A 22,761-nucleotide genomic window follows, 5' to 3' on the forward strand; every position below is an offset into this window, starting at 1 on the left:
TTCTCTTTACTTTCTTTGCCGATGCGTCGGTGCCGAGGCCCTGCGGGGGATGCTGCGCAGGGCCGGCCCCGGCCGTGTACGCCTGGCGAGGTACGTCCGTGTCCGTCCGTGTGACGGGCAGTCGGCCGCGAAAACGGTGTGACGCAGTGGTGTCCGAGCAGGGACTATGGACACATGTCCGGGCCCTACATCATCCGCGGCTCCGTCTCCCTCCCGGAGGCCGAGCTCATGTGGCGTTTCTCCAGGTCGTCGGGTCCGGGTGGACAGCACGTCAACACCTCGGACACGCGGGTGGAGCTGCGCTTCGACCTCGCCAAGACCGATGCGCTGCCGGAGGTGTGGAAGGAGCGCGCGCTGGAACGGCTGGCCGGGAGGCTGGTCGACGGCGTCGTGTCCGTCCACGCGTCCGAGCACCGGTCGCAGTGGCGGAATCGTGAGACGGCGGCCGTACGGCTCGCCGCGCTGCTCGCGGAGGCGAGCGCGCCGCCGCCCCGGCCGCGGCGGGCGACGAAGATCCCGCGCGGGATCAATGAGCGGCGGCTGCGGGAGAAGAAGCAGCGCAGTCAGACGAAGGGTGGGCGGTCGGGCAAGCACTGGGACTGAGTGCTGGGCGGTCCCGCTGCCCAAGGAGGCTCGGGGCTAGGGGGCAGGGGGCAAGGGGCGGGCGGCCGCGCTGCGCAAGGGGGCAGGGGTCAGCTCAGGTGGCGGTATTTGCCGCGGAAGTAGGTCAGGGGCCCACCGTCCGTGCTCGGCAGGTCGACCGCCAGTACGCGGCCGATGACCAGCGTGTGGTCCCCCGCTTCGACCCGCTGTTCGGTGCGGCATTCGACGACCGCGAGTGCGCCGCCCACCAGGGGCGCACCCGACACCTCTCCCCGCTTCCACGCGATGTCCTCAAAGAGGAGGCGGTCGCTCAGGCGGCCCTTCATCGCGAAGCGGCCCGCGATGTGCCGCTGGTTCTCGGAGAGGAGGGAGACCGCCCACAGGGGCTGTTCCGCCAGCAGGTCGTCCATGCGGGAGCCGTTGCGGACCGAGACCATCACCAGGGGCGGGTCCAGCGACACCGACATGAAGGCCGTCGCCGTCATCCCGACGTCCTCGCCGCGCGGCCCGCCGTCCGCGTCATGGGCCGTCACCAGAGTCACTCCCGCCGTCAGACGGGCCATCGCGGCACGGAACTCGTCATCGCTCACCCCCTCAGGATGGGGGATCACGGCCGAGCGAGATTGCGGAAGGGTGCTTTGCGGGGTGGCTTCAGTCGTCTGGAACACATGATCAACGCTAGAAGGGAACATGACCCCGGCACATCGGGCATAGGGACCAGACGGGACCTAGGACCCCTCGCCGCAACCCCAGTCCCGGCCTCCGTTCACCGCCCGTTTTCGGCCACGCGAGGCCATGAGCAGCACGGGAGCGCTCCCACATCGGAATCAACAACTTCCGGTACGCACTTGTGACTTGAGTCACAGACGGAAGTATTTGTTGACCCTGTGTACCGGGAGAGCAGCGCGCTGTGATTCAGTGGCGGTGGCAATCGGACGATGAGAAGCCTGGAGTTGCTGTCGTTGCTGTCGAGGTCTCGGGGAGCGGGTCATGGAGGCCGAGTCGGAGCCGTACGTCCGCCTTGCGACCCTGCGTCAACTGCACCGGGTAGTCGCTGACCTCAACACCGCACGCAGTCTGTCGGACACCGTGCAGGCCGTCGCCGACGGCATCGTCGCCGGTCTCGGATACGAACTCGCCTGTGTGAACCTGGTCCGCCCGGACGGGGACCTGGTCGTCGCCGCCTTCGCCGGCAACACCGCCGCCGAAGCCCTCATCGCCGGCCGCGTCGGCTCCCGCTCCTCCTGGGAACGCCGCCTGTCCATGGGCGAGCGCTGGGGCGACCTCCACTTCATTCCGCACACCGAGGGCTGGGTGCTGATGGAGGACGACGTACCGCAGTGGCACACGGAGGGGCCCGAACCGCGCTTCGCCGACGAGTGGCACCCGAGCGACCGGCTGTACGCGCCGATGTACGCGTCCGGCGGCGACGGCGAGCTGATCGGCGTGATCTCGGTGGACCGCCCGCGCGGCGGCCGCCGCCCCGGCGCATGGGGGCAGGAGGCGCTCACGATGTACGCCTCGCAGTCCTCCATCGCCCTCATCAACGCCCGCCTCCGCTCCAACATGCAGCGCGCCCTGGTCCGCCTGGAGCGCGAGCAGCAGGCCCTGCGCGCCAGCGAGGAGTCCTTCCGGCAGGCCTTCGAGTACGCACCGAGCGGCATGGCCATCGCCGAGATGGGCGGCGAACAGCACGGCCGGCTGCTGCGCACCAACGACGCCCTCTGTCGCCTGCTGGGCCGCCCCGCCTCCGCGATGCGCCGCTACTCCTTCGCCGACCTCGTCCACCACGAGGACGTCGGCACCCTGCTCCGTACGTCGGCGGAGGGCGGCCGGGCCGAGCTCCGCCTGCAGCGCCGCGACGGCAGCTTCGTCTGGGTCAACCTCCGCAACTCCGTCGTCGCCGACACCGCCGACGGCCCCCGCTTCCTCCTCACCCACGTCGAGGACATCGAGGAGCGCAAGCGCCACGAGCTCCACCTCGCGCACCGCGCGTCCCACGACTCCCTCACCGGCCTGCCCAACAGCGCCGAGCTGCGGGCCCGGCTGAGCGCCCGGCTGTGCCGCCGCCCGCACGCGGTGCGCGCGACGGCCGTGGAGGCGCTGGACGCCGCCTACGACGGGGCGTACGACGAGGGCGTGACGTACGACGAGGGCTTCTTCGGGGATCCGATGGGCGAGGGCGACCCCGGCTTCTACGACCACCACGTGCACACGATCGCGCCTCAAGAGGGCGCGGAGGACGACGGAACGAAGGGGCTCGCTGTCCTCTTCTGCGACCTCGACGGTTTCAAGTCCATCAATGACCGCTTCGGCCACCAGGCCGGTGATGCGGTTCTGATCGAGGTCGCACGACGTCTGACCACTTGTGTCCGGGACGGCGACACTGTCGCGCGGCTCGGCGGCGACGAGTTCGTGGTCCTCGCGGACGGCCTGGGCAGCGCCGACGCGGCGGACCTCGCCGTCCGGCTCCGTAACGCGATCATCCCTCCCATCCGCGTCGACGGCCGTGCGGTACGGGTCGGGGCGAGCTTCGGCATCGGCTGGGCCGAGTGCGGGATGACGGTCGACGAGGTGCTGCAGTCCGCCGACCAGCGCATGTACATCGAGAAGCGGTCCAGGTCGAAGGTGCACAGGCGGGCCGGTTAATCCCCCCATGAGTGTGCTGGGGTCATCGTCCCGAGGGGGCTTTGGCCTTACACGGTAGGCTCGCCCGGTCGGCGACGCTGGCGAACATGGTGAGGAGTGACAAGGGATGACGGCCGGGAACAACGGCACGAGCACGCCCGAGGACGACGACCCGTTCGGCTACCTCTATGAGGACGGTCGCGCGGCGGGCGCTCAGCCGCCGAGCTCGGGCGGCGGCTACGGCTACCCGGGTCCGACCTCGCAGCGCGGGGTCCCCAGGACGTCGTACAACCAGGTGCGGGCGGTCGGCGAGCGGCAGTACGGGCAGACGCAGGGCCAGGGCCAGCAGTACGGGCAGCAGCAGGCGCAGGCCACCCAGCCGTTCCCGCAGCAGCAGGGGCAGGGCCAGCAGCCGTACGGGCAGCCCAACGCCCACTACGCGGCGCCGGAGACGCAGCCCGGTGGTGCCCCCGCGCGCCCGGCCCCCCACCCCGGCGATCAGGGGCATGGCGGCGGCCGCGGGCGCGGTCCGAACACGCGCGGTCTGCTGATCGGCGCGATCGCGGTGGTTGCGGCAGTGGTGATCGGCATCGGTGCGGCGCTGTACTTCGGCAAGCAGGACGAGCCGAACGACCAGGCGTCCGGCGCGACGTCCGGCCAGGGCCAGACCCAGCCGCCGAAGCCGACGGAGGAACCGACGGAGGGCGAGAAGCCGCCGGCGGCGCTGCCGAAGTCGGATGCGGGGCTGTTGGTGCTGTCGCCGGGGCTGAGCGCGACCAAGGGGATCCCTGGAGGGAAGTCGGCGACGGGCACGTACGTCCCGCTGAGTACGCCAGGGTCCTCCGCGACCTGGAACGTCAAGGTGCCCGAGGCGGGCAAGTACACGCTGTCCGTCGACTACGGCGTGCCGGGCAAGGACGCCAAGGCCGAGCTGACGGTCAACGGCAAGCCGCACGGCACTGGCGTGAACATGAAGAACTACGGCAACACTCCGGCGGGCGACTGGGAGAAGGGGTGGAAGAACACCTACTCCTACGTGAATCTCAAGGCGGGTGACAACACCTTCGTGATCTCGTGCCCGCAGGGCTGCGAGGCCAACCTGGACCAGGTGTCGCTGGTCGCAGGCCACAAGGGCTCGTAGCGTCGGTACGTACACGAGTGGGCCCCGCCGGTCGTCTTCCGGCGGGGCCCACTCGTGTACAGGGACAGCCGGGCGTCAGCCGATCGTCGTCAGGAAGTGCGCCACCGTCGCCGCCATCGCGTCGCGGCCCGGGGCGAGGTACTTGCGGGGGTCGACGGTGGAGGGGTTGGCGTCCAGGTAGGCGCGTACGGCGCCGGTGAAGGCCGTGTTGAGGGCCGTGCCGACGTTGATCTTGACCATGCCGGAGGCGACGGCTCGGCGGATCTCTTCGTCGGGGACGCCCGAGGAGCCGTGCAGGACCAGGGGGACCGGGACCGCCTCTTTGAGGTGGGCGATCAGGGTGTGGTCGAGGGCGGCGGTGCGTTCCGTCATGGCGTGCGAGGAGCCGACCGCGACGGCGAGGGCGTCGACGCCGGTGGCCGCGACGTAAGCGGCGGCCTCCTGGGGGTCGGTCCTTACACCCGGGGCGTGTGCGTCGAGCGGGGCTTCGCCGTCCTTGCCGCCGACCTTGCCGAGTTCGGCCTCGATCCAGATGCCGCGCTCGTGGCCCCAGCGGACGGCTTCGGCGGTTGCCTTGACGTTGTCGTCGTAGCTGAGCTTCGACGCGTCGAACATCGCTGAGCTGAAGCCTGCCTCGTGGGCGGCGTGCAGCAGGTCTACAGAGACGACGTGGTCGAGGTGGAGGGAGAGGGGTGCGGAGGAGGTGCGGGCGACGGCGGCGGCTGCGGCGGCGAGGGCGAGGAGGTTGCCGCCGTGGAACTTGACGGCGTTCTCGGAGATCTGGAGGACGGCGGGAGAGCCGGCCTGCTCGGCGCCGGTGGCGATTGCTTCGGCGTGTTCGAGGGTGATGACGTTGAAGGCGGCGAGGCCGTGACCTGCGGAGGCGGCGGAGGAGACGAGGTCACCGGTGGGGACTAGTGGCATGTGGGGCTCCCTGTTCTGGCACTGGCGCTGACGGGTGGGCAAGGAGGCGGCGGTTGAGCGGCGTGCCCAAGCGGGCTGAGGGGCAGGCAGTTAGGGGCGCGGGGCTGCGTTGATGGGCGGCTCCGCCGCGTGGGCGCGATCAGCCACGACGTACCCGCACGAAGATTCACCGCAGACTCACCGCCGCGCGATGCCCCTCACGAGCGAGGTGACCTTGACCTGGGGAAGTAGGGACTCGTACGTCGCCCGGTCGAATTCCCCCGCCGCCGGTGCGGCGACCGTCGCCGCCGACAGGGCCACCGCCACCGCGAGGCGATCGGGCCACGGAAGGCCCGTGACCAGGCCGGACAGCAGGCCCGCCACCGCCGAGTCGCCCGCACCCGTGGGGTTTCCCCGGATGAGCGTGGGGGGCGTGGCCTGCCACGAGCCCTCGTCCGTCGTGGCGAGGATCCCGTCCGGGCCCAGCGAGGCGACCACCGCGCGTGCGCCTTTGCGGCGGGCGTCCGCGGAGGCCGTGGCAGGGTCCCGGGAGCCGGTCAGCTGGAAGAGTTCGTCGGCGTTGGGCTTGACCACGTCGGGGCGGGCCGCGATGCCCCGCAGGAGGGGTTCGCCGCTGGTGTCCAGGAGGACGGGGACCCCCGCCGTACGGGCCCGGCGGACCAGGTCCGCGTACGCACCCACGTGGATGCCCGGCGGGAGGCTTCCGCAGAGGGCCACCGCCTGCGCGCCGCCGAGGAGTTCCTCGTACGAGCGGAGGAAGGTCTCCCACTCGGAGGGGGTGACGGTCGGGCCCGGTTCGTTGAGCTGGGTCGTGTCGCCCGTCGACCCGTCGACGATCGCGAGCGTGCGGCGGGTGTTCCCGGCGATGGGGACGAGTGCGTCCACAGGGCGTTCGGCGGAGGATTCGGCGGCGAGGAGCGCCCGCAGGACCTCGCCCGTCGCGCCGCCCGCGAAGCCCGCGACGACCGTCTCGTGGCCCAGTGCGGCCAGTACGCGCGCCACGTTGAGGCCCTTGCCGCCGGGGCGTTCCGCGACGCCGGTGACGCGGTGCGAGGCGTGCGGGACGAGTCGGGGGACGTGGTGGGTCAGGTCGAGTGCGGTGTTCAGCGTGACGGTGAGGATCATGGTCATGATCCGCATCCACCCCCGTGTCTTAGAAAGCGCTTTCTGGCTTGTCTGCCAGGGGGATCATGCCAAAAGAAGAGCGGCTGGCCCAGAGGGCCGGGCCAGCCGTTTCCCTTCAAGTAGGTATGAAATCAACCTACTTGGGGGAAATTACCCATTCGCCCTTGCGCATCACGCCCTTGACGGCGAACCCGGCGTCCAGGACGACGAGGTCGGCGTCCTTGCCGGGTTCCAGGGAACCGACTCGGTCGTCGACGCCGAGGAGGCGGGCCGGGTTGGCCGAGAGGGACCGTACGGCGTCCTCGACGGGAAGGCCGTCGAGGGTGACCGCGCGGCGCAATGCCGTGTCGAGCGTGAGGGTCGAGCCCGCGATCGAGCCGCCCTCGACGAGGCGGGCGACGCTGTCCTTCACCTCGACGGCGAGCGGGCCGAGCTGGTACTGCCCGTCGCCGAAGCCCGCCGCGTCCATCGCGTCCGTGATCATCGCGACGCGCGCCGCACCCGCGTGGTGGTAGGCGAACCGGAAGGCGGCGGGGTGCAGGTGCGTACCGTCGTTGATCAGCTCGACGGTGACGCGCTCGTCCTCAAGGAGCGCGACGATCGGGCCCGGGGTGCGGTGGCCGATGGTGGGCATCGCGTTGTAGAGGTGGGTCGCGACGGTGGCGCCCGCGTCGATGGCCTCGACGGTCTGCTCGTACGTGGCGTCAGTGTGGCCGATGGCGGCGATCACGCCGTTCTCGGCGAGCAGGCGTACGGAGTCGAGGCCGCCGGGCATCTCGGTGGCCAGCGTGAACATCTTCGCCGTGCCGTGCGCCGCGTCCATCAGCTTGCGTACGTCCGCCGGGTCCGGGTCGCGCAGCAGGGCCTCGCTGTGCGCGCCCTTGCGGCAGGGGGAGATGAACGGGCCCTCGAAGTGGATTCCGGCCAGGTCGCCCTGCTGGACGAGCTCGGCGAGGAGGGCGGCGCGGGACGCCAGGACGTCCATCTCCTCGGTGACGGTGGAGGCGACCATGGTGGTCGTGCCGTGCTCGCGGTGCGTGCGGACGGCGTGCAGGACCTCGTCCGGGGTGCCGGAGGTGAAGGACGCGCCGCCGCCGCCGTGCACGTGCATGTCGACGAAGCCCGGGACGATCCAGTGGCCCGACAGGTCGAGGGCGGGGGCGGGGGAAGCGGAATCGGGGAGCGATCCCGAGATACGCGTGCCGTCGACGATGACCCGGCCGCCCTCGACGGTCCCGGTGGGGAGCACCACCTTGGCGCCGGACAGGACCTGGACCTTGTTGCTGGCCATCAGTCGGTTACCTCCGTGGGGGTGGTGGGGTTGCCAAGAGCATCGGTGGCGAGCAGGTCCCAGGCGAGGAAGCCGGCGCCCAGGCAGCCGGCCGTGTCGCCGAGGACCGCCGGCACGATCGTCGGCAGCGTCTGGAACGTGACGCGTTCCGCGATCGCGGCGCGCAGCGGTACGAACAAGGTTTCCCCGGCCTCGGCAAGACCGCCACCCACGATGAGGATGCGGGGGTCGAGGAGGGTGAGCGCGGTGACCAGGCCGTCGGCGAGCGCGTCGATCGCCGCGTGCCAGACGGTGAGGGCCTCGGGGTCGCCGCTCTCGACGGCCTTCGCGCAGTCGGCTGCGTCGGCGTCGGGGTCGCCGCTCGCCTCCGCCCAGGCGAGGGAGACCGCGGAGGCGGACGCGTACCGCTCCAGGCAGCCGCGCTGGCCGCAGCCGCAGGCGACACCGCCGGGGCGTACGACGATGTGGCCGATCTCGCCCGCCCAGCCGTGCGCGCCGGGCTCGATGGTGCCGTCGATGCCGATGGCACCGGCGATACCGGTTCCCAGGGGTACGAAGAGGAAGCGGTCGGCGCCGCGGCCGGCACCGATGCGGCCCTCGGCGAGGCCGCCGGTGCGGACGTCGTGGCCCAGCGCGATGGGGATGCCGCCGAGCCTCTCGCCGAGGAGGGCGCGCATCGGTACGTCGCGCCAGCCGAGGTTGGCGGCGTAGACGGCGATGCCGTTGGCGGCGTCGACGCTGCCGGGGACGACCACTCCGGCGGCGGAGGCGCTCTCGCCGAACTGTGCTTCGCCGTGGGCGCGGAGGTCTGCGGCGAACGCGAGGATCGACTCGACGACTGCTTCGGGGCCGCGCTCCCTGCCGGTGGGGCGGCGGGCCTCGTGGAGGAGGGTGCCGTCGGTCCCGACCAGGGCGGCCTTCATTCCGGTGCCGCCCACATCGAGGGCGATGACGTGTTTCACGGGGTCAGTGTCGCGCGTCGACCCCGGACAGGTCTAGTCCACTGGGCCACAGGGTCGCTGGGCGCGGCGGGGCGGTCGCGGAGGGGGCGGGGCTCCGCGTGGGGGCCGCCCCCTTGCCCACCCGTCCCGCCCCCGGGGGGCGGCCCCGCTGCCCAAGAGGGCTAGGGGGCTCAAAGGGCTAAGGGCTAAGGGGCAGGCTTTTAGGGGCGCGGGGAACTGCGCGATCAGCCACGACGGACCCGCACGGCGTGGAATCCCGGGGGAGGGGGGCGGCTCCTCGTGCGGCCCGCCCCCCCGTCGGCCCCTAGCCCAGGATCACGCTGCGCGACAGATTGCGCGGGTGGTCCGGGTCGTAGCCCTTCGACTCCGCGAGGACCACCGCGAGGCGCTGGGCGCGGATCAGGTCCGCCATCGGGTCTGCGGTGGCGTGCGCGACCACCGTTCCGCCGACGCCGGTGACGTCCCCGGCCAGGCCCTCCGGCAGCGTGCCGAACATCCAGGCCACCCGGTTCGGGCCGGTGATCGAGATGGGACCGTGGCGGTACTCCATCGCGGGGTACGACTCTGTCCACGCCCCCGCCGCCTCGCGCATCTTCAGGCCCGCCTCCTGGGCGAGCCCGTACGTCCAGCCGCGGCCGAGGAACGTCCACTGCTCGGCGGACGTGACCGCCTCGGGGAGGGGCTCCGTGATGGCGAGCTCGGCGTCCACAGCGGCCGCCGTGACCGTCTTCACTCCGGCCGGAAGCGCGCCCGTACGCTCAAGGCCCGCGCGCAGGAAGGCGAGCGCGGTCGTCGCGAAACGGGTCTGGACGACCGATTCCTCGTCGGCCCAGTCGAGGACCGCGACCGTGTCGGCCGCGTCCATGATCGGGGTTTTGGGGTCGCCGGTGAGGGCGAGCGTGGGGACCTTGCCGCGGAGTTCGCCGAGGAGGGTCAGGACCTCGCTCGTCGTGCCCGAGCGCGTGATTGCCACCACACGGTCGTACGACCGCCCCGCCGGGAACTCGGAGGAGGCGAACGCGTCCGTCTCGCCCTGCCCCGACGCCTCGCGCAGTGCCGCGTACGCCATCGCCATGAACCACGACGTGCCGCAGCCGGTGACCGCAACGCGCTCACCAGGCAGGGGAAGGCCTTCGAAGTCGGCCGCGTACTCGACGGCGCGCCGCCAGCAGGTCGGCTGTGTGGCTATCTCAACTGCGGTGCGGGACATGCGCGACGGCTCCTCGGGAACGTGGACGACCAGGATGACCTTGCCGAAGCCCTGCTTAGCAGGCCGTACGTGATTTGCGGAAGGTGTTGCGGAAGAGATACCCAAGTGGTGTAGACCTCGCGGTCACGCATGGGGGAAAATCGCTACTCATCGCATTTTCTCGCAACTCATGCGGACAAGGGCGTTGATGGAACGCGGACAGCCTCACAAAGGTACGTACACATCAACGCAAAACGTCACCAAAACGGGCAAAAAAGGGGTGGAACGGGCTGTGCAGCGGCGCTACTTGGGTCTGACCGCGGCGATAGCCGCACTCGGTATGACAGCGGGCGTCGCAGGCTGCGGCACGCTCGGCATCGGCGGCTCCGACGAGGTGACCCTGAAGTTCGTCGCCGCGGACTACAACCTCGACGGCGGCGACAACACCAAGAAGTACTGGAACAAGCTCGCCCGCGCCTTCGAGGACAACAACCCCGGCATCAAGGTCGACGTCTCGATCTACTCGTGGGAAGACGTGGACCGCAAGGTCGCCGAGATGGTCAAGGGCGGCCAGGACCCGGACATCGCCCAGATCGGCGCGTACGCCGACTATGCGGCGGCCAGCAAGCTGTACTCCGTCGACGACCTGGTCTCCATCCCGACCCAGGCCAACTTCCTCGAATCGCTCGCCCGCGCGGGCGAGGTGAACCGCATGCAGTACGGCATGCCGTTCGTCGGCAGCACCCGGCTGATGTTCTACAACAAGAGCCTCTTCGAGAAGGCCGGCATCACCTCCGCCCCGAAGACCTGGGCGGACCTCGCCACCGACGCGAAGGCGCTCAAGGCGGACGGTGTGAAGTACCCGTTCGCGCTGCCGCTCGGCCCGGAGGAGGCGCAGGCCGAGACCATGAACTGGATGCTGGCCGCCGGCTCCGGCTACACCGATGACATCGGTATGTACACGATCAATTCGGCCAGCAACATCGGCGCCTTCGACTTCCTCAAGGAAGACCTCGTCAAGCCCGGCCTGACCGGCCCCGTCGCCCCCGGCAAACTCAACCGCAAGGCCGCCTTCGAGGCCTTCGCGAAGGGCGAGGTCGGCATGCTCAACGGCCACCCGTCGCTGATGAAGCAGGCGGAGAAGAACGGCGTCGAGTACGAGATGGTTCCGCTGCCCTCCGAGAGCGGCAAGGCCATGCCCGCGATGGGCGTCGCCGACTGGATGATGGGCTTCCGGAAGAACGGTCACCGCAAGGAGATCGGCAAGTTCCTCGACTTCGCGTACAACGACGAGAACGTGATGGCCTTCGCCGACGAGTTCGACCTGCTGCCGCCGACGGTCACCGCGAGCGACAAGATGGCCGCCGACGGCAAGCACGCGAAGGTCCGCAAGTTCCTTGACGCGATGGGGAATTCGAAGCTGTACCCGGTCGGCAAGACGTCGTGGGCGACGGTGAGCGAGAGCATCAAGAAGGACATCGGCAAGACGGTCGAGGGTTCGACCACGCCGTCGGGCGTGCTGGGGGAGCTGTCGCGGGAAGCGGCGGCGACGGACAACGCGCAATAGGCTGGGCGGATGGATTTGCCGTACGAGAGCGAGGGCGAGGGCGCGAGGGCAGGGGCAGGGGCGGGGGCGGGCGAGGGTGCGGCGCCGGCCTTGTCCGAGCGGGAGCTGGCCGTCCTTGCCGTGGAGCGGCAGGGGTGGGCCGGGCCCGGGGCGAAGGAGCGGGCGATCCGGGAACAGCTCGGGATCTCGCCGACGCGCTACTACCAGCTGCTGAACGCGCTGCTGGACGATGAGCGGGCACTCGTCCAGGACCCGGTGACGGTCAACCGGCTACGACGGGTGAGGGAGGGGCTGCGGGGGCGGAGGTAGGCACGCCTGCGCGTGCGCCTGCGGCGGGCCGGTGGGCGTCGTGCGGGTGCGTCGTGGCTGATCGCGCAGTTCCCCGCGCCCCTAAATGCCTGCCCCTTACCCCCACTGGCCCCCTAGCCCTCTTGGGCAGCGGGGCCGCCCCCCGGGGGCGGGACGGGTGGGCAAGGGGGCGGCCCCCACGCGGACCGCAACCCCTCCGCCGCCCGCTCAGCGCCGAGCGCCCCGCGTCCCGCGCCCCGGTATTGTCGGGGCCATGGACACTCTTCCCGAACCGTCCACCCCCGCCGGCCGCGACGCCCTCGCCGCGATCGTCGACGGGCCCCAACACGCCCTCGTCGCCCTCGACTTCGACGGCACGCTCGCCGACATCGTCCCGGACCCCGAGCAGGCCCGTGCCCACCGCAGCGTGGTTCCCGCGCTCTCCGTGCTCGCGCCGCGTGTCGCCTCCGTGGCCATCGTCACCGGCCGGCCGGCGGGCGTCGCCGTGCGGTACGGCGGCTTCGCCGGGGTCCCAGGACTGGAGCACCTCACCGTCCTCGGCCATTACGGCGCCGAACGCTGGGACGCCCGTACCGGCACCGTCGAGACCCCCGCCCCGCACCCCGGCCTGGCCGGCGTCCGCGCCGAGCTGCCAGGAGTGCTCGACGCGCACGGTGCGTGGCACGGCACCTGGGTGGAGGAGAAGGGGCAGGCCCTCGCCGTCCACACCCGCCGGGCGAGCAACCCCGAGGCCGCCTTCGACGCCCTGCGCGCACCCCTCGCCGAGCTCGCCGCCCGGCACGGTCTGATCCTCGAACCGGGGCGCCTGGTGCTTGAGTTGAGGCCGCCGGGCATGGACAAGGGCGTCGCCCTGGCTGAGTACGTGCACGAGGTCGGAGCGACCTCGGTCCTCTACGCAGGCGACGACCTGGGCGACCTCCCGGCCTACGCCGCCGTCCAGAAACTCCGCTCCGACGGCGTTCCCGGACTGCTGCTGTGCAGCGGCACGGCGATTCCCGAACTCGCCGAGCAGGCCGACGTGTTGCTGCCGGGACCCGCCGAGGTCGCCGCCTTCCTGGCGTCCCTCGCGCAACGCCTCCCCTAGGAGCAGGTGAGGAATCGATTTCCCACAGCACCCGAAACCCCGTACTGTCAGGTTTACCGACGCGGGGTGGAGCAGCTCGGTAGCTCGCTGGGCTCATAACCCAGAGGTCGCAGGTTCAAATCCTGTCCCCGCTACTGGAAGAAACCGAAGGCCCGGGACTCGCAAGAGTCCCGGGCCTTCGGCGTGTGTGCACGCGCACAGGGAGGCTCAGTCCCGCAGGGCCTCCAGCTGTTCCAGGAACCACTGCTGCGGGGGCAGCGCCGTCGCCGCCGCGGCCAGGCGTTTCGTGCGTTCCGCGCGCTCTTCCCGTTCCATCGTCAGCGCCTCGTGGAGCGCGTCGGCCGTGCCCGTCACGTCGTACGGGTTGACGACGATCGCGTCGTCGCCGAGTTCCTCGTACGCGCCCGCCTCCCGGGACAGGACCAGTGCGCACCCCTCGTCCGAGACCACCGGGATCTCCTTGGCGACCAGGTTCATGCCGTCGCGGATCGGGTTGACCAGGGCGACGTCGGCGAGCCGGTAGGCGGCGAGCGAGCGGGCGAAGTCGTCCTTGACATGGAGGACGACCGGGGTCCAAGTGGGCGTTCCGTGGGAGGAGTTGATGTCGTCGGCGATGCGCCGCACCGCCTCCGTGTAGTCGCGGTAGACGGCCAGGTCCTGGCGGGAGGGGTAGGCGAAGGCGATGTGCACGACGCGTTCGCGCCACTCGGGGCGGGTGTCCAGGAGGTGTTCGTACGCGAGGAGGCCGCGCACGATGTTCTTGGAGAGTTCGGTGCGGTCGACGCGGACGATGGTGCGCCGGCCGGAGCCTCCGACCTGCTCGCGGAGGGCGGTCAGGCGCTCCTCGACGTCCGGCCGGTGCGCGCGCTCGCGCAGGAAGTCCGCGTCCGCGCCGAGGCCGTGGACGCCGATCCGCTTTCCGTCGAGGGCCTCCTCGCCGAGGATCTTCAGCGCGCACGCGGTGAAGGCGTCCGCCCAGCGGCGGGTGAGGAAGGCCACCCGGTCCGCGCCGAGGATGCCCCTCAGGAGCTGCTCGGCGATGTCGTCGGGGAGCAGCCGGAAGTAGTCGACCGGGGCCCACGGGGTGTGCGAGAAGTGGCCGATGCGCAGGTCGGGGCGGAGCGCGCGGAGCATTCCGGGGACGAGGCAGAGGTGGTAGTCCTGGACGAGGACGGTGGCGCCCGGGGCGGCAGCCGAGGCCAGGGCGTCGGCGAAGGCTCGGTTGTAGGTCTCGTACGCCGCCCACTGGCGCCGGAATTCCGCGTCGAAGACGGGCTCCAGCGGGGTCTGGTAGAGCAGGTGGTGGACGAACCACAGGACCGAGTTCGAGATGCCGTTGTACGCGGCCGCGTGCGTGTCCGCGTCGATGTCGAGCATGCGGACACCAGGCTCTCCCGCCCGTCGCCCACCCCCGCCCTTGTTCTGAGGGGCCTGCGGCCCCGCCCCTGCGATTCCGCGGCGTACCGCCTCCCGGTCTCCTTCGCCGAGCGCCGAGCACACCCACAGCGCGTCCGCGTCCGGGCCGATCGCGGAGAGCCCGGAGACCAGGCCGCCGCCGCCGCGCTTGGCGGTCAGCTCGCCGTCGTCGCCGAGGGAGTACGTCACCGGGCCGCGGTTGGACGCGACGAGGACCTGGGCGGCCGGGGACTGCGGAGGGTCGTACTGGGAAGCCATGTGGCGAAACCTAGCCGGTACGCGCTCCCCTCAAACGTGCGTACGGGGCGGGTTGCCCCTCCGTTCAGGCGGCGTGCCGCTCCGCGTACTCCGCGATCTCCCGCATCGGCGGGCGCTCCTCCGTGTCCACCGGGTGGGTGCGGGGGACGAAGGCGGTGCCGACGCGCTCGAACTGGGTGAGGGAAGGGCGGATCAAGTGCCCACGGGAGAGCCTTAGTTGGGCGGTGCGGTAGATCGCGGCGGCCATCCGGCCAAGGGCCTGGCCGTCCTGGTGGCGGTGGACGCGGACGCCCACGTCGACCTGGGCGAGGGCGTCCAGGCCGACCGTGTGGAGCGAGTCGATGAGCAGGCCCAGCTCGACTCCGTACCCGACGGGGAACGGGAGACGTTCGAGCAGGGAGCGCCGGACCGCGTACTCACCACCCAACGGCTGTACGAATCCGGCCAGTTGGGGCCAGTGGAGGTTGAGCAGGGGGCGGGCCATCAGCTCGGTGACCCGGCCGCCCTGACCGGCCGCCCCGTCCAGCGGGCGGTCGTACGTCGCCTTCACGAACTGCACGTCAGGGTCGGTGAGCAGCGGGCCGACGATCCCCGACACGAACGACGCGTCGAAGTCCTGCAGGTCCGCGTCCACGAAGCAGACCACGTCCCCGCTCGTGACCAGGAGGGAGCGCCAGAGCACCTCGCCCTTGCCGGGCACGGCCGGAATGCGCGGCAGGATCTCGTCCCGGTGCACCACCCGGGCGCCCGCTTCCGCGGCCTCCTTCGCCGTGCGGTCGGTCGAGCCGGAATCGATCACCACCAGCTCGTCCACCAGGGGGGCACCCGGGCCCATGAGGTCCCGGCGGACGGTGTCGACGATGCGGCCGACCGTCGCTTCCTCGTTCAGGGCGGGCAGGACGACGCTGACGGTGCTGCCACGGGCGGCCTTGGCGGCGAGCAGCCGGTCCAGCGGGCGGTCGGCGGCCGCCCAGGACCGCGTACTCAGCCAGCGCTCCACCTCTTCCAGCACGCCCGTCACTCCTCACTCGTGGAGACAGCTGTGATCCATCTCGCGGTCCGGACGACTGGCACGCCCGTCCGGGGGTTCGGTTACAGTCTTGAACAACGCGGACGACCGTCGCATGTCGGGGTCTGTACGCACACAAACACCCGGGCCCGTCTCCACGGCGGTCCGGAGTCATAGCGCTCATCCAGAGGGACAGAGGGAAACGGCCCGTTGAAGTCCCGGCAACCCCCCGACCGACCGCGAGGTCAGGTCGGGAAGGTGCCAATTCCGTCTCGTGGCGAAAGCCGTCGCGGGGAAGATGAGGAAGGACCTCGCCATCATGGCTGTGCAGACCACCGAAACCACTCCGAAGACCGTTGACCTCGGCCCCGCCGCCGCCCTCTCCTGCCGCGAGTGCGGGGAGCGCTTCGCACTCGGCCCGATCTTCGCCTGCCAGCTCTGTTTCGGCCCGCTGGAAGTGGCGTACGACCTGCCCGCCGGCACCCCCGAAGAGCTGAAGAAGCGCATCGAGGCCGGCCCGGAGAACATCTGGCGCTACGCCCCGCTGCTGCCCGTCCCCGCCGACGTGGCCACCAAGCCCAGCCTGAACCCCGGCTTCACGAAGCTGGTCAAGGCCGACAACCTGGCCCGTGAGCTGGGCGTCACCGGCGGCCTGTACGTCAAGGACGACTCCGGCAACCCGACGCACTCCTTCAAGGACCGCGTCGTCGCGATCGCCGTCGAGGCCGCCCGCGCCTTCGGCTTCACGACCCTCTCCTGCTCCTCCACCGGCAACCTGGCCGGTGCCGTCGGCGCCGCCGCCGCGCGGGCGGGCTTCCGCTCCTGTGTGTTCATCCCGCACGACCTGGAGCAGGGCAAGGTCGTCATGGCCGCCGTGTACGGGGGCGAGCTGGTCGGCATCGAGGGCAACTACGACGACGTGAACCGGTTCTGCTCCGAGCTCATCGGCGACCCGCTCGGCGAGGGCTGGGGCTTCGTCAACGTCAACCTGCGCCCGTACTACGGAGAGGGTTCCAAGACGCTCGCGTACGAGATCTGCGAGCAGCTCGGCTGGCGGCTCCCGGACCAGATCGTCATCCCGATCGCCTCGGGCTCGCAGCTCACGAAGATCGACAAGGGTCTCCAGGAGCTGATCAAGCTCGGGCTGGTCGAGGACAAGCCGTACAAGATCTTCGGTGCGCAGGCCGAGGGCTGTTCGCCGGTGTCCACCGCCTTCAAGGCCGGGCACGACGTCGTACGCCCGCAGAAGCCGAACACCATCGCCAAGTCCCTCGCCATCGGCAACCCGGCGGACGGCCCGTACGTCCTGGACATCGCCCGCCGTACGGGCGGCGCCGTCGAGGACGTGAACGACGAGCAGGTCGTCGACGCGATCAAGCTGCTGGCCCGCACCGAGGGCATCTTCGCGGAGACCGCGGGCGGCGTGACCGTCGGCGTCACGAAGAAGCTCATCGACGCCGGTCTGCTGGACCCGACGCTGACCACCGTCGTGCTCAACACGGGCGACGGACTCAAGACGCTGGACGCGGTGGCCCCGACCACCGGCCCCTCCGCGACCATCCGTCCGAGCCTGGACGCGTTCCGCGACGCCGGCCTGGCCCGCTGAGATCCTCGGCTCGCAACGACTCGCACGCAACGCTACGGAAGGCTGAACACCATGAGCGTCAAGGTCCGCATCCCCACCATCCTGCGCACGTACACCGGCGGTGAGTCCGAGGTCGTGGCCGAGGGCTCCACCCTCGCCGAGGTCATCGCCGACCTGGAGAAGAACCACGGCGGCATCGCCGCCCGCGTCCTGGACGACCAGGGCAAGCTGCGCCGCTTCGTGAACGTGTACGTGAACGACGACGACGTGCGCTTCGAGAGCGGCCTGGAGACGGCCACGCCGGACGGCGCGGGCATCTCGATCATTCCCGCCGTCGCCGGAGGCTGACCATCGAGCACAGTGCGGGCGGCTGAGGCCCTCAAAGCTCTTCGAATTAACGGAAGTTGCCCTCTCCGCTCACAAGCGGAGGGGGCAATTCTGCATGGTTGAAAGAGGTAGAGTAGGGGAAGCCCCACTCTCCGCCTGTGCCTCGTGCATATGAGAACGAGAGAAGATGCGGCCCGCGCGTTCGAGCCTTTTGCCGCCGATGCGCACACTATGTCCGGCCCGACTTGCCCTGGAATCACGGTAGTTGACCGATCCGGCCGTTCAGGCGTACCCAGAATTCTCGTCCGATTGACCTGTTGCAGAGGGCAGTTGGGCGGATACATTCAGCCGCGGTCGACGCGCTTCGGCGCACACCTTCCGCGTTCCTGTTCGGCGGGTGGGGTCTGACCCGGGGTCGCGAAGTGCGGTCCCGCGCAAGGGCCAGTAATAGGGGAGTTAGGCATGGCTCAGGGCACCGTCAAGTGGTTCAACGCGGAGAAGGGGTACGGCTTCATCGCGGTCGACGGTGGTGCGGATGTTTTCGTCCACTACAGCGCGATCCAGATGGACGGCTACCGCTCACTTGAAGAAGGTCAGCGAGTCGAGTTCGAGATCTCGCAGGGCCAGAAGGGTCCGCAGGCGGACATGGTCAAGCTCGCCGTCTGATCTCGGCGCGATCGACCACCGACGCACTACTCAACGACTTACATCAGCACTCACACACCGAGGGCCCGTATCCCGTCACCAGGGGTACGGGCCCTTGGTGCGTCCGGCGTACGGCGTGTGGTGCGTACGGCGTACGGCGTGCCGCGCGCTCCAGGATCTGTGGTAGCCGCTTGCGCCCGCCCGTCGCCCGACCGCCACCCCTCATCGACGTCCCTCCGGGACGGCCTTGCACTCGACGGGGTCGAGTGCTAATCATTGGCGTTAGCACTCTCCCAGTGAGAGTGACAGAACTTGGACCAGGTTCGGTGAGGCCCACGGGGTCGGGGGTAAGGAATCCTCCGCCTTTTGAGCCGTCCGTCGCGGGCATCGAACCAACGGTCCGGAGAAATCCACCCCGTCCTGGGAGGACCACTTCACATGGCCAAGATCATCGCGTTCGACGAGGAGGCCCGGCGCGGCCTCGAGCGTGGCATGAACCAGCTCGCCGACGCCGTCAAGGTCACCCTTGGCCCCAAGGGCCGCAACGTCGTCCTTGAGAAGAAGTGGGGCGCCCCCACGATCACCAACGACGGTGTCTCCATCGCCAAGGAGATCGAGCTCGAGGACCCGTACGAGAAGATCGGTGCCGAGCTCGTCAAGGAGGTCGCGAAGAAGACGGACGACGTCGCCGGTGACGGTACGACGACCGCGACCGTCCTCGCGCAGGCGCTGGTTCGTGAGGGCCTTCGCAACGTAGCCGCGGGTGCCAACCCGATGGCCCTGAAGCGTGGCATCGAGAAGGCCGTCGAGGCCGTCTCCGCCGCGCTCCTGGAGCAGGCGAAGGATGTCGAGACCAAGGAGCAGATCGCTTCGACGGCCTCCATCTCCGCCGCCGACACCCAGATCGGCGAGCTCATCGCCGAGGCGATGGACAAGGTCGGCAAGGAAGGCGTCATCACGGTCGAGGAGTCGCAGACCTTCGGCCTGGAGCTTGAGCTCACCGAGGGCATGCGCTTCGACAAGGGCTACATCTCGGCGTACTTCGCGACCGACATGGAGCGCATGGAGTCGGCGCTGGACGACCCGTACATCCTGATCGTCAACAGCAAGATCGGCAACGTGAAGGACCTCCTTCCGCTGCTGGAGAAGGTCATGCAGTCCGGCAAGCCGCTGCTGATCATCGCCGAGGACGTCGAGGGCGAGGCGCTCTCCACCCTCGTCGTCAACAAGATCCGTGGCACGTTCAAGTCCGTCGCCGTCAAGGCCCCGGGCTTCGGCGACCGCCGCAAGGCCATGCTGAACGACATCGCCATCCTCACGGGCGGCACGGTCATCTCCGAGGAGGTCGGCCTCAAGCTGGAGAACGCCGGTCTCGACCTGCTCGGCCGCGCCCGCAAGGTCGTCATCACCAAGGACGAGACGACCATCGTCGACGGTGCCGGTGACAGCGAGCAGGTTGCCGGTCGCGTCAACCAGATCCGCGCCGAGATCGAGAACAGCGACTCGGACTACGACCGCGAGAAGCTCCAGGAGCGCCTGGCGAAGCTGGCCGGCGGCGTGGCCGTCATCAAGGCCGGTGCCGCCACCGAGGTCGAGCTCAAGGAGCGCAAGCACCGCATCGAGGACGCCGTTCGCAACGCGAAGGCCGCCGTCGAAGAGGGCATCGTCGCCGGTGGTGGCGTCGCCCTCCTCCAGGCCTCGGCCGTCTTCGACAAGCTGGAGCTCACGGGCGACGAGGCGACCGGCGCCAACGCCGTGAAGCTCGCGCTGGAGGCCCCGCTCAAGCAGATCGCCGTCAACGGTGGTCTCGAGGGTGGCGTCGTCGTGGAGAAGGTCCGCAACCTGCCCATCGGTCACGGCCTGAACGCCGCCACCGGTGAGTACGTCGACATGATCGCCGAGGGCATCCTGGACCCGGCGAAGGTCACGCGCTCCGCCCTCCAGAACGCCGCGTCGATCGCCGCGCTGTTCCTCACCACCGAGGCCGTCATCGCCGACAAGCCCGAGAAGGCCGGCGCTGCCGCCCCGGGTGGCATGCCGGGCGGGGACATGGACTTCTAAGTCCTGCTTCCCTCTGCATGACGCAGTAGGTACGTCCACTGGGGCGGTATCCCTTCGGGGGTGCCGCCCCAGTGGCGTTTCTGTGTATCTGCGTTTCCGTACGGTGCTTCCGTACGGTGCTTCCGTACGTGCTTCCGTACGTGCTTTCGTACGGTCCGGGGTCAGGCGGCGACCGTTTCCCTGGGCTTCTCGGGGTCGGCCGCCGCGTCGGCGGCAGGCGTGTTCAGTTCCGCCAGCATCGTCTTCGTGAAGCCGAACCAGTACGTGGCGGCGAAGCCGACGAGGTAGCCGATGAGGAGGCCGCCCGCGTAGACGGCGATCGTCGTGCCGAGGCCGTGGTTGCCCTGGAGGAGCGGGAAGAGGGCCCAGCCGGACGGGCCGATGGCCGTCGAGCCGACCTTGTCGCCGAGCATCGAGAAGAGGCCGACGAACGCGCCGCCCGCCGCGCCACCGGCACACGCCGTGATGAACGGGCGGCCGAGCGGGAGCGAGACACCGTAGATGAGGGGTTCGCCGACGCCCAGGATGCCTGCCGGGAGGGCGGACTTGATGGTGTTGCGGATCGAGCGGTTGTTCTTGAGGCGGAGGAAGACGGCCGCCGCACAGCCGACCTGACCCGCGCCCGCCATCGCCAGGATCGGGAGCAGGACGGTGAAACCCTGCTGCTCGATGAGGGTGGTGTGGATGGGGATGAGGGCCTGGTGCAGGCCCAGCATGACGAGGGGGAGGAAGAGGCCGCCGAGGACGAGGCCCGCGAAGGCGCCGGTGTGGTCGAGGAGCCAGTTGGCGCCCGTACCGATGGCGGCGGAGATCTCCCCGGCGACGAACATCAGGCCGAAGAGGGTGACCAGGCCGGAGAGCAGCACGGTGAGGGTGGGCGTGAGGAGGACGTCCAGGGATTCGGGGACCCAGCGACGGCACCACTTCTCGATGTGGACGGCGAGTACGGCTGCGGCGAGTGCGCCGAGGACACCGCCCTGGCCGGGGGCGAGGGTCTGGCCGAACGCGTCGATCTTCGCGACGCCGGGGAAGACGATGATCGCGGCGACGGCCCCGCCCAGGATGGGCGTGCCGCCGAACTCCTTCGCCGTGTGGAAGCCGACGAAGACCGCGATGAGCGCCATGAAGCCGGACGCGATGGCGGCGAGCGCCGGGGTGAGGGTGGGGAGCCATCCCAGGTTGATCAGCAGGCCGTTGAGTCCCGCGATGATGCCGCAGCCGATGAGGGCGGGGATCAGCGGGACGAAGATGCTGGCGATGCGGCGCAGGAAGAGCTTGAAGGGGGTGGCGTTCTTCGCCTTCCGGGCGGCCTTGAGTGCGGCGCCCTCGGCGGCCAGTTCTTCGGCCGTCATCGAGGGCGTGGACCTGCCCTCTTCGACGAGGGCCTCGAACTCGGGGGTGACCCGGGCGACCGTGCCGGGCCCGAGGACGATCTGGTACGTGTCGTCCTCGACCACGCCCATGACTGCGGGCAACGCCTTGAGCGCGTCGTCCTGGACGAGCGTACGGTCGCGCAGGCCCAGCCGGAGGCGGGTCATGCAGTGGACGACCGAAGTGACGTTGTCCGCGCCGCCGACGAGCGGAAGGATCGCGGCGGCGGTGGCGCGGTTCTTGTTCTCAGGGGTGTCGGTGCTCATGGTGCGTGGTGCCTTGCTGTGGGGGGAGGGGGTTACTTCCGGTGCGCGGACTTGAGGGCCGCGCGGAGGTGGCCGTGCTCCTCGTCGAGCAGGGCCTTGGCGGTGGGGCCGTCGACGTCGCCGAGGATGATCAGGATGGCGTTCTTGACCTCGCCGTCGGCGGCGGTGAGGGCGGCCTCGATCTCTGTGTCGTCGGCGCCGGTGGCGAGGGCGACGATGCGGCGGGAGCGGGCGCGCAGCTTCTCGTTGGAGGCGCGGACGTCGACCATGAGGTTTCCGTACGTCTTGCCGAGCCGGATCATGACGAGCGTCGAGATCATGTTGAGGACGAGCTTCTGGGCGGTGCCCGACTTCAACCGGGTTGATCCGGTGAGGAGTTCGGGCCCGACGACGACCTCGATGCCGTGCTCGGCTGCTGCGGCGAGGGCGCTGCCCGCGTTGCAGGAGAGGCCGGCGGTGAGGGCGCCGAGGGTGCGGGCGTGCTCGACGGCGCCGATGGCGTACGGGGTGCGGCCGGAGGCGGAGATCCCGATGACGGTGTCGTCGGCGCCGACCTTGAGCGCGTCGAGGTCGGCGGCGGCCAGCTCCTTGCTGTCCTCCGCACCCTCCACGGCCTTGACCATCGCGACGGGGCCTCCGGCGATCAGTCCGACGACCTCGGTGGGGTCGGTGTTGAAGGTGGGCGGGCACTCGGAGGCGTCGAGGACACCGAGGCGTCCTGCCGTACCGGCGCCCGCGTAGATCAGCCGGCCGCCGCGCGCCATTCGCTCGGCGATGGAGTCGATGGCGGCGGCGATCTGCGGGAGCTGTGCGGCGACGGCCGCCGGAACGGTCGCGTCCTCGCTGTTCATCAGGGCGGCCAGCTCGGGGGTGGACAGCTGGTCGATCTCGGCGAGCTCGGGGCGGAAGGCCTCCGTGGTGAGGGTGTCGAGCTGGGCGCGCAGCTCGCCGTAGGGGGTGGTGCCGGCGGGGGTGCTGGTCATGGTGGAGGGGTCCTTAT

At 70.2% G+C, this 22,761-nt stretch carries 20 protein-coding genes, 1 tRNA gene and 1 riboswitch; of the genes, 11 read left to right on the plus strand and 10 right to left on the minus strand.

The features are described 5' to 3' along the window. Positions 1-174 precede the first annotated feature (174 nt). Entirely contained in the window at positions 175-603 is a 429-nt protein-coding gene (arfB, locus tag AB0D18_RS26625) for an alternative ribosome rescue aminoacyl-tRNA hydrolase ArfB (protein ID WP_362423470.1), read from the plus strand. Between the two features lie 89 nt (positions 604-692). On the opposite strand, the gene AB0D18_RS26630 is transcribed toward arfB, so the two are convergent. Further along, a complete protein-coding gene (locus AB0D18_RS26630) occupies positions 693-1,193 on the minus strand; it encodes a flavin reductase family protein (RefSeq protein WP_362423473.1) in 501 nt (166 codons plus the stop codon). Between the two features lie 400 nt (positions 1,194-1,593). On the opposite strand from AB0D18_RS26630, the gene cdgB reads away from it, so the two are divergent. Continuing rightward, complete coding sequence (cdgB, locus tag AB0D18_RS26635; RefSeq protein WP_362423476.1) at positions 1,594-3,252, plus strand: diguanylate cyclase CdgB; 1,659 nt, start codon at positions 1,594-1,596, stop codon at positions 3,250-3,252. Between the two features lie 106 nt (positions 3,253-3,358). After that, positions 3,359-4,372, plus strand: a complete 1,014-nt coding sequence (locus AB0D18_RS26640) for a carbohydrate-binding protein (RefSeq protein WP_362423479.1) — start codon at positions 3,359-3,361, stop codon at positions 4,370-4,372. A gap of 75 nt (positions 4,373-4,447) precedes the next feature. Here the strand turns inward: AB0D18_RS26640 and AB0D18_RS26645 are convergent, their stop codons facing one another. The 5 genes from AB0D18_RS26645 to AB0D18_RS26665 form a co-directional block, all read right to left on the minus strand. After that, on the minus strand, positions 4,448-5,296 hold the full coding sequence (locus AB0D18_RS26645) for a class II fructose-bisphosphate aldolase (RefSeq protein ID WP_362423482.1): 849 nt from the start codon (positions 5,294-5,296) through the stop codon (positions 4,448-4,450). A 177-nt stretch (positions 5,297-5,473) separates the two neighbouring features. After that, positions 5,474-6,421 carry a 1-phosphofructokinase family hexose kinase gene (locus AB0D18_RS26650; protein WP_362423603.1) on the minus strand — a complete coding sequence of 316 codons (948 nt, stop codon included), beginning with the start codon at positions 6,419-6,421 and terminating at the stop codon, positions 5,474-5,476. 136 nt (positions 6,422-6,557) lie between these two features. After that, the gene (gene nagA / locus AB0D18_RS26655; RefSeq protein ID WP_362423484.1) at positions 6,558-7,712 is read right to left on the minus strand and encodes an N-acetylglucosamine-6-phosphate deacetylase; all 1,155 of its coding nucleotides are present in this window, start codon (positions 7,710-7,712) and stop codon (positions 6,558-6,560) included. After that, positions 7,712-8,674 (minus strand): ROK family protein, encoded by a 963-nt coding sequence (locus tag AB0D18_RS26660; protein WP_362423487.1) that lies wholly within the window; start codon positions 8,672-8,674, stop codon positions 7,712-7,714. The genes nagA and AB0D18_RS26660 overlap by 1 nt, the downstream gene beginning before the upstream one ends. A gap of 304 nt (positions 8,675-8,978) precedes the next feature. Next, positions 8,979-9,884 (minus strand): sugar isomerase, encoded by a 906-nt coding sequence (locus AB0D18_RS26665; RefSeq protein WP_362423491.1) that lies wholly within the window; start codon positions 9,882-9,884, stop codon positions 8,979-8,981. A 259-nt stretch (positions 9,885-10,143) separates the two neighbouring features. Between AB0D18_RS26665 and AB0D18_RS26670 the strand changes: the two genes are divergently transcribed. The 4 genes from AB0D18_RS26670 to AB0D18_RS26685 all read left to right on the plus strand — a co-directional run bounded on the left by AB0D18_RS26670 (position 10,144) and on the right by AB0D18_RS26685 (position 12,957). Then, positions 10,144-11,430 carry an extracellular solute-binding protein gene (locus AB0D18_RS26670; protein ID WP_362423494.1) on the plus strand — a complete coding sequence of 429 codons (1,287 nt, stop codon included), beginning with the start codon at positions 10,144-10,146 and terminating at the stop codon, positions 11,428-11,430. A gap of 9 nt (positions 11,431-11,439) precedes the next feature. Beyond that, positions 11,440-11,739 carry a DUF3263 domain-containing protein gene (locus tag AB0D18_RS26675; protein ID WP_362423497.1) on the plus strand — a complete coding sequence of 100 codons (300 nt, stop codon included), beginning with the start codon at positions 11,440-11,442 and terminating at the stop codon, positions 11,737-11,739. A 253-nt stretch (positions 11,740-11,992) separates the two neighbouring features. Further along, positions 11,993-12,823, plus strand: a complete 831-nt coding sequence (gene otsB / locus AB0D18_RS26680; protein ID WP_362423499.1) for a trehalose-phosphatase — start codon at positions 11,993-11,995, stop codon at positions 12,821-12,823. Between the two features lie 60 nt (positions 12,824-12,883). Continuing rightward, positions 12,884-12,957: transfer RNA gene (locus AB0D18_RS26685), tRNA-Met, on the plus strand. 73 nt (positions 12,958-13,030) lie between these two features. On the opposite strand, the gene AB0D18_RS26690 is transcribed toward AB0D18_RS26685, so the two are convergent. Both AB0D18_RS26690 and AB0D18_RS26695 read right to left on the minus strand, forming a co-directional pair. Continuing rightward, on the minus strand, positions 13,031-14,497 hold the full coding sequence (locus tag AB0D18_RS26690) for a trehalose-6-phosphate synthase (RefSeq protein WP_362423502.1): 1,467 nt from the start codon (positions 14,495-14,497) through the stop codon (positions 13,031-13,033). 64 nt (positions 14,498-14,561) lie between these two features. After that, a complete protein-coding gene (locus tag AB0D18_RS26695; RefSeq protein WP_362423505.1) occupies positions 14,562-15,509 on the minus strand; it encodes a glucosyl-3-phosphoglycerate synthase in 948 nt (315 codons plus the stop codon). A gap of 174 nt (positions 15,510-15,683) precedes the next feature. Further along, a riboswitch (SAM riboswitch) is annotated at positions 15,684-15,811 on the plus strand. A gap of 14 nt (positions 15,812-15,825) precedes the next feature. Here AB0D18_RS26695 and thrC point away from each other — a divergent pair. The 4 genes from thrC (at position 15,826) to groL (ending at position 20,124) form a co-directional block, all read left to right on the plus strand. Continuing rightward, entirely contained in the window at positions 15,826-17,112 is a 1,287-nt protein-coding gene (gene thrC, locus AB0D18_RS26700) for a threonine synthase (protein WP_362423508.1), read from the plus strand. A gap of 51 nt (positions 17,113-17,163) precedes the next feature. After that, positions 17,164-17,439, plus strand: coding sequence for a MoaD/ThiS family protein (locus AB0D18_RS26705; RefSeq protein ID WP_362423510.1), 276 nt, complete (start codon positions 17,164-17,166; stop codon positions 17,437-17,439). A 441-nt stretch (positions 17,440-17,880) separates the two neighbouring features. Then, positions 17,881-18,084: a cold-shock protein gene (locus AB0D18_RS26710; RefSeq protein ID WP_015035246.1), complete on the plus strand. Its 204-nt coding sequence runs from the start codon at positions 17,881-17,883 to the stop codon at positions 18,082-18,084. A gap of 417 nt (positions 18,085-18,501) precedes the next feature. Continuing rightward, on the plus strand, positions 18,502-20,124 hold the full coding sequence (groL, locus tag AB0D18_RS26715; protein WP_266652618.1) for a chaperonin GroEL: 1,623 nt from the start codon (positions 18,502-18,504) through the stop codon (positions 20,122-20,124). Positions 20,125-20,285: 161 nt separating this feature from the next. Here the strand turns inward: groL and AB0D18_RS26720 are convergent, their stop codons facing one another. Next, a complete protein-coding gene (locus AB0D18_RS26720; protein ID WP_362423514.1) occupies positions 20,286-21,761 on the minus strand; it encodes a PTS transporter subunit EIIC in 1,476 nt (491 codons plus the stop codon). Positions 21,762-21,793: 32 nt separating this feature from the next. Beyond that, positions 21,794-22,744 carry an N-acetylmuramic acid 6-phosphate etherase gene (murQ, locus tag AB0D18_RS26725; RefSeq protein ID WP_362423517.1) on the minus strand — a complete coding sequence of 317 codons (951 nt, stop codon included), beginning with the start codon at positions 22,742-22,744 and terminating at the stop codon, positions 21,794-21,796. Positions 22,745-22,761: the final 17 nt, after the last annotated feature.

The sequence above is a fragment of the Streptomyces sp. NPDC048442 genome, assembly GCF_040651475.1.
Classification (GTDB): Bacteria; Actinomycetota; Actinomycetes; order Streptomycetales; family Streptomycetaceae; genus Streptomyces.